The organism is Halorubrum sp. SD612 (assembly GCF_002135005.1).
In genome coordinates, this window is sequence record NZ_NEWI01000160.1 from 1 (window position 1) to 5309 (window position 5309).

At 72.4% G+C, this 5309-nt stretch carries 5 protein-coding genes and 2 pseudogenes; all 7 read right to left on the minus strand.

Annotated elements, in window-relative coordinates; translation table 11 throughout:
* Positions 1-137 (minus strand): annotated as a pseudogene (locus tag B9G38_RS17900) (ZIP family metal transporter); the annotation flags it as partial.
* Positions 138-262: 125 nt separating this feature from the next.
* A complete protein-coding gene (locus B9G38_RS18090) occupies positions 263-421 on the minus strand; it encodes a hypothetical protein (RefSeq protein WP_158093832.1) in 159 nt (52 codons plus the stop codon).
* On the minus strand, positions 418-1326 hold the full coding sequence (locus tag B9G38_RS18345) for a hypothetical protein (RefSeq protein WP_198945704.1): 909 nt from the start codon (positions 1324-1326) through the stop codon (positions 418-420). Before B9G38_RS18345 ends, B9G38_RS18090 begins: the two co-directional genes overlap by 4 nt.
* Positions 1326-2390: a signal peptidase I gene (locus B9G38_RS13990; RefSeq protein ID WP_086220767.1), complete on the minus strand. Its 1065-nt coding sequence runs from the start codon at positions 2388-2390 to the stop codon at positions 1326-1328. Before B9G38_RS13990 ends, B9G38_RS18345 begins: the two co-directional genes overlap by 1 nt.
* Positions 2390-3682 (minus strand): hypothetical protein, encoded by a 1293-nt coding sequence (locus B9G38_RS13995; RefSeq protein ID WP_086220768.1) that lies wholly within the window; start codon positions 3680-3682, stop codon positions 2390-2392. The genes B9G38_RS13990 and B9G38_RS13995 overlap by 1 nt, the downstream gene beginning before the upstream one ends.
* Complete coding sequence (locus B9G38_RS14000; protein WP_086220769.1) at positions 3679-4449, minus strand: hypothetical protein; 771 nt, start codon at positions 4447-4449, stop codon at positions 3679-3681. Before B9G38_RS14000 ends, B9G38_RS13995 begins: the two co-directional genes overlap by 4 nt.
* A gap of 217 nt (positions 4450-4666) precedes the next feature.
* Positions 4667-5309, minus strand: a pseudogene (locus B9G38_RS14005) (hypothetical protein); the annotation flags it as partial.

Below are 5309 nucleotides of genomic sequence, written 5' to 3' on the forward strand. Positions count from 1 at the left end.
GCGAACCCCCACAGCGCCACGTTTCCGCGGTCGCTGATCGTCTCGAAGAAGAAGAACGGGAGCGCGCCGATCCCGGTCGCCAGCGCCGTGATCAGCCCGGCGACGAACACGAACGCGTAGGCGTCGAACGCGACCATTCGTTATGCGGAGATACGACGGTCCCGGTGATAACTTCGGCGGACGCCTCCGCGGTCCGGGAATCGCCCTCCGACTCCGAGCCGGATCTCCGAGCATCCGACTCTCCGGTCACCCCAGTTCCCGGTCACCCCAGTCCCCTGACCAGGCCGGTGACGAACAGGATCAGGAACAGGGCGACGAGGAGCAGCAGCACGGTGAGCTTGGTCCCGAACGCGGACCGACACGCGCGCGGTCCCTCGCCGCACTCCCCGTCGCGCCGCCGGGAGCGGATCGGCGCGTTCACGCGCCCGCCCCGCCCTCCGGGCGGTCCGACGCGGACGGCGCCTCGACCTCGTCACCGTCGCCGTCCGTGTCGCCGTCGACTTCGTCGGTATCCTCGCCGTCCTCGTCCGTGTCGGAATTCGTCCCGTCGTCGGCCGTGTTCTCGCCGTTCGCGTCGCCGTCGGGCGCGTCGCCGTTTAGCACGTCATTGCCGTCGGGCGCGTCATTGTCAGGGGCGGCACCGTCGGGCGCGTCATTGTCAGGGGCGTCACCGTCGGGTGCGTCGCCGTCGGAGGCGTCCCCGTCAGGCGCGTCATCGTCAGGGGCGTCGGACTCTACGTCACCATCGTCCGCGCTGTCGTCGACCGCGGTCGGCGGAGCCGACGCGTCGGTCGCGCTCGCTTCGGGCTCCGACTCGTTCGCCGACGGCTCGCTCGTGCCGTCCGACGGACTCGACGCGTTTTCGGACGCGACCGTCTCGCTTTCCGACGGAACCGGTGCGTTTCCGGACGCGATCGTCTCGTTTTCCGACGGACCGGTCCCCGGCGCCACCGGGCCCGAGGCGTTGCCGCCGGCGGGACCGGAGACATTGCGGTCGACGGGGCCGGAAACGTTGCCGCCGGCGGGATCAGGGGCGTTCACTCCCGGTCCGGTTCCGGTCACCGGCGGTGCCGTTCCGTTTTCGACGGCAGTCCCGCTTTCGATGGCAGTTCCGTTTTCGACGGCAGTTCCGTTGTCGACGTTCAGGACGGTCGGACCGCCGGCGGTCGGCTCGTCGATCCGGCTCAGTTCCTCCGGCGTCTCGAACGTCGTCGTCACGTTGGCCCCCGCCGTGAGGAGCGCGACCGTGGCCCCTCCGGCGAACGCGACGCTCCACACCAGCACGGCCAGCGCGACGAGCGCGACGACTCCGCGGTTCGCGGGCATCAGTCCCCCTCCCCGGCGGCGTCCGGCTGCGGCGTCGCCGCCGAAGACGCGGACCGTCCCGTCTCCTCAGGCTCTGCGCGCTCCGCACCCGCCGCGACGGCCTCCGAGCCGCTCTCGTCGGCATCCGCGGCGCTCTCCGACTCCCCGCCGTCGGCGGCCGAGTTCGGTTCCGCCGCCTCGATGTCGGGCGCCGCGGCCACGCTCGACCGGCTCCGGTCGAGGACGCCGCTCGCCGGCACCCACGCCGCGAGGGCGCCGAGCAGGAGCGTCGCGGTCGCCACCGCCACCGCGATCGCGGCGGCGGTGCGCAGCTGGAACGCGACGTACGCCGCGTACGGGGCGAACCCCGCGAGCACCGCGGTCGCCCCGCCGACGGCGTCGACGGAGACGCCCCCGGAACCGCTCGGGGCGTCCGCCGGGGCGGCCGGCTCGGAGCCGACGGCGGGCTCCGGACCGACGGCGGGCTCGGAGGCATCCGCCTCGACGGCTGAACCCTCCGTCGGTCCGTCGACCGGATCGACGGACGCCGGAGGCTGCGAGCCCGACGCGTCGCGGTCGCGGACGATCGACCAGACCTCCGTGACCGCGAGCAGGCCGAAGGGGAGCAGCACCAGCGCGACGAACCCGATCTGCGTGCCCGCGAACTGGACCACGTATCCGATCCACGGGATCGTCAGCGTCACCACGCCGACGAGGCTCCCGGCGGGGACGAGCCCCGGGTCCGGCCCCTCGTTGGCGTCGCCCATCGTCTCGAACGCGAGCGCGCCCCCGTCGTCGACGACGTCGATCACGCGGTGGGTCACGGGCACGTCGCCCGTCCCACGGACGAAGGTGACCACGTCGCCCTCCGCGACCGCGGTCGGGTCGCGCTCGGCGACGATCACCACGTCGCCCGGCGCGATGGCGGGCGTCATGCTCGCCGTGAGCACGACGAAGCTCTCGTCGGCGCCGACGACCTCCGGGGCCGCGTACACCGCGAACGGCGCGACGAGCGCGATCAGCAGGACGATCCCGAGTACGTTCGCCGCGCGCTTCGTCCGTGATGATGTGAGTATGGTTGTCATCAGTTCGCCTCCGTGCCGTCGTTACCGCCGTCGCTTCGACCGTCGCCCCCGGCGTTCGCGGATTTGCCGTCGGGGTTCCCGGGCGTTCCGTTCTCCTCTCTGCCGTTCCCGCCGCCGTTGCCGTTTCCGCCGCCGTTGCCGGTCCCGCTACCGTCGCCGTCACCGGTGCGGTCGTCGTCGTGTTCCTCTTCGCCGTCACCGGTGCGGTCGTCGCCGTCTCCCTCTTCGCCGTCACCGGTGCGGTCGTCGTCGTGTTCCTCTTCACCGTTACCGTCGCTGGCGCAGACGCTGATCGCGACGTTGCTGACCCCGTACCGCTTGCCGTTGTCGGGGTTCAGCGGTGCGAACACGATCTTACGCGTCTCCGGAGACGCCGGGTCGATGTCGGCCAACTCGACGCCCTGGTCCGGCCCGCCCTTGACCGCCACGGAACACACGTCCGGCCCGGGATTCCCGTCGGCGTCCTGAAGCCGGAACGCGACGCCGACGACCTCTCCCTCGTCCTTCGTCTCGACCTCGGTGATCTCGATCTCGTGCGGCCCCGCGCCGTCGAGAAGCATCTCCAGTGGCAGGACATCGTCCGGCGCGGTCGACCCGCCGAAGTCGGCCTTGCCGAACACGACGCACTCGGGGCAGTCCGTCTCCGTCTCCTCACAGACGACCTCCGCGAAGGGGTTCGCCCCGGGCGCGTTCGCCTCGGCCTCCGAGACGTGGCGACACTGCTCGGCGTACAGCCGGAACGTCAGGTCGGCCGTCTCCCCGCCCACGTCCGGCGAGTCCGCCGGGAGGTACGGGGCGACCTCGACGGCGAGCGAGCCGCCGTCTGGGTCGAGGCAGCCGTCGTCGATCCGCACTCCGGTCGCGAGGAGGCGCTCGACCTCGACGAGCGGCCGGTACCCGCCCGTCAGCGACTCGCCGTCGACGACGACCTCGACCTCGAGGGCGTCCCCGAGCGGGTCGCCGTCCGGGCACTCCGTCGCGAGCCACACCCGGACCGGGTTCGCCGACGCGCCTACCTCGAACCGCTCGGGGCGGGGGCGGTCGTCGAACGTCGTCCGGTCGACCGGGAACGGCCCGACGGTGACGGTCCCGCCCGTGGGCTCGCCGTCCACCGTCAGCCCGACCTCGCCGGCGCCGAAGACGTTGTCCCGGAACCCCTCCCGGTCCGCGAGGTACGCGCCCGTGCCGAGCCCGCTCGCCATCCCGACGGCGCCGACGCCGCCGATGCCGGCCAGCAGCCGGCGGCGGCTCAGTCCGCTCGGTCGCCGCCCGCCGTCGCTTCCGGGGGTCATGCGCTCCCTCCGGCGGCGTCGCCGCCCGTCGGGACGTTCCGCTCGAAGGGGTTCCCCTCGTCGTCGCAGTCGACCACGCCGAACTCCACGAGGAAGTCGACCGCGCCGCCCTGCCCGGCGTTGCCTCCCTCGCCGTCGAACTCCCACTCGAAGGTCAGGCAGCGCTGCTCGCCCGGCCCGAGACAGCCGTCGCCGAGGAGCCCCGGACGCAGTTCGACGCCGTCGGCGAGTGCGGACCCGGCGACGTCCGCGAGCGTCGCGTCGGCGATCAGCTCGCCGGCGCTCGCGAACTCCCCCTCGGCGCCGCCGCAGCTGCCGATCCCGAAGATCCCCGTGTCCTGTCGGACCGTGAGACTGATGCGTTCCGCGAGCGCGACGCTCGCGTCGTCGGGGTCGTCGAGGCCTAGGTCGATCCGCAGCCACACGCGGGCGGTGTCCTCCGGGTCTTCGAGCCGGAGCCCGACGCTGGCCGTGCCGTAGTCGTGCGGCAGGGCGTTGTCGACGTCGACGAGACGGACCCCGGCCGTTCCGACGTCGTCGACCGCGCCGACCGGGCTCGAACCGACGACCGTCCCGTTCTCTGTGCGCCGCCACCCGACGAGCAGGTTCAACGGCGTGTCGGTCTGGGCGTACGTGTAGTCCGTGTACCCGTCCCAGTTGTCCGTCCCCGTCGACCGCCCGGAGGCGGCTCCGAGGGCCGCGAAGCCGACGGCTCCGGCGCCCGCGAGTGCCTCCCGCCGCGTGAGTCCCGATTCTTTCTGTGTCATTGTGTGTCGTCGCGGCTCCGAACGGCCGTGTCGTCGATATCCTCCCCGTGTTCACCCCCTCTACCACTACCGTGCTCGTATGTATGCGCGCCCTACCCCGACGGGTTCGCCGGTCGTACCCGACGGTACGGACGCCGTACCCCGTCGCGGTCGCCCGATCGGCCTCACCGTCGGGCGGCCTCGACCGCCGTCGCCGCGACGGGCTTCGAACCCCCGATCAGGCCGCCTGCGACGGTCCGGCGCCGTCGTTGTGGCGCGCCTGTTCGGTGTAGAAGCCCAGATCGAAGGCGAGCGTGTCGCCCTGGATCTCGTTGCCCACGCCGATCGGGAGCTCCCATTCGAGCGCGACGCAGTGCATCACGCCGTCGCCCCGGAACGCGTCCCGGTTCGCGTCGTCGGGGCCGTCGTTGAGTTCGTCGTACGGCGTCGACCGGTTCCCGTCCAGCGGGATGCCGTCCCCGTCGGCGAGCGCCGCGAGGACGTTGCCGAGCGAGTCGTCCATGATGACCTTCTCCTGTCCGGTCTGCGCAGCGAGATTCCCGAACACCGAGGGGATGACGAGCGGGTCGTCGACGTCGTTGAAGAACGCCGGGTCGCCGCCCGTGCCGCCGGCCGGGCCGGCCATCGCCGACAACACCGCGTCGTTCGCGCTTCCGACGGAGATCGTGTACACGTTGGTCGCGGGGTTCGGCGACGCCGCGCGGGCGTCGTCGGCCGCGTCCACGGGGTCGGAGAACTGGGTGCTGCCGGTCCCGTTGAACGACTCGCCGTCGGAGAGGACGATGTTCCGGTACTCGACGCCGCCGCGGCCGTTCGCGTCGAGTTCGCCCTGCGCGTCGTCGACGCCCTCGCCGATGTAC

Bases quoted from the DNA above. Each gene is read 5' to 3' on its own strand.
- B9G38_RS13990 (WP_086220767.1), bottom strand. From the start codon at position 2,390: ATGACAACCATACTCACATCATCACGGACGAAGCGCGCGGCGAACGTA.
- B9G38_RS13995 (WP_086220768.1), bottom strand. From the start codon at position 3,682: ATGACCCCCGGAAGCGACGGCGGGCGGCGACCGAGCGGACTGAGCCGC.
- B9G38_RS14000 (WP_086220769.1), bottom strand. From the start codon at position 4,449: ATGACACAGAAAGAATCGGGACTCACGCGGCGGGAGGCACTCGCGGGC.
- B9G38_RS18345 (WP_198945704.1), bottom strand. From the start codon at position 1,326: ATGCCCGCGAACCGCGGAGTCGTCGCGCTCGTCGCGCTGGCCGTGCTG.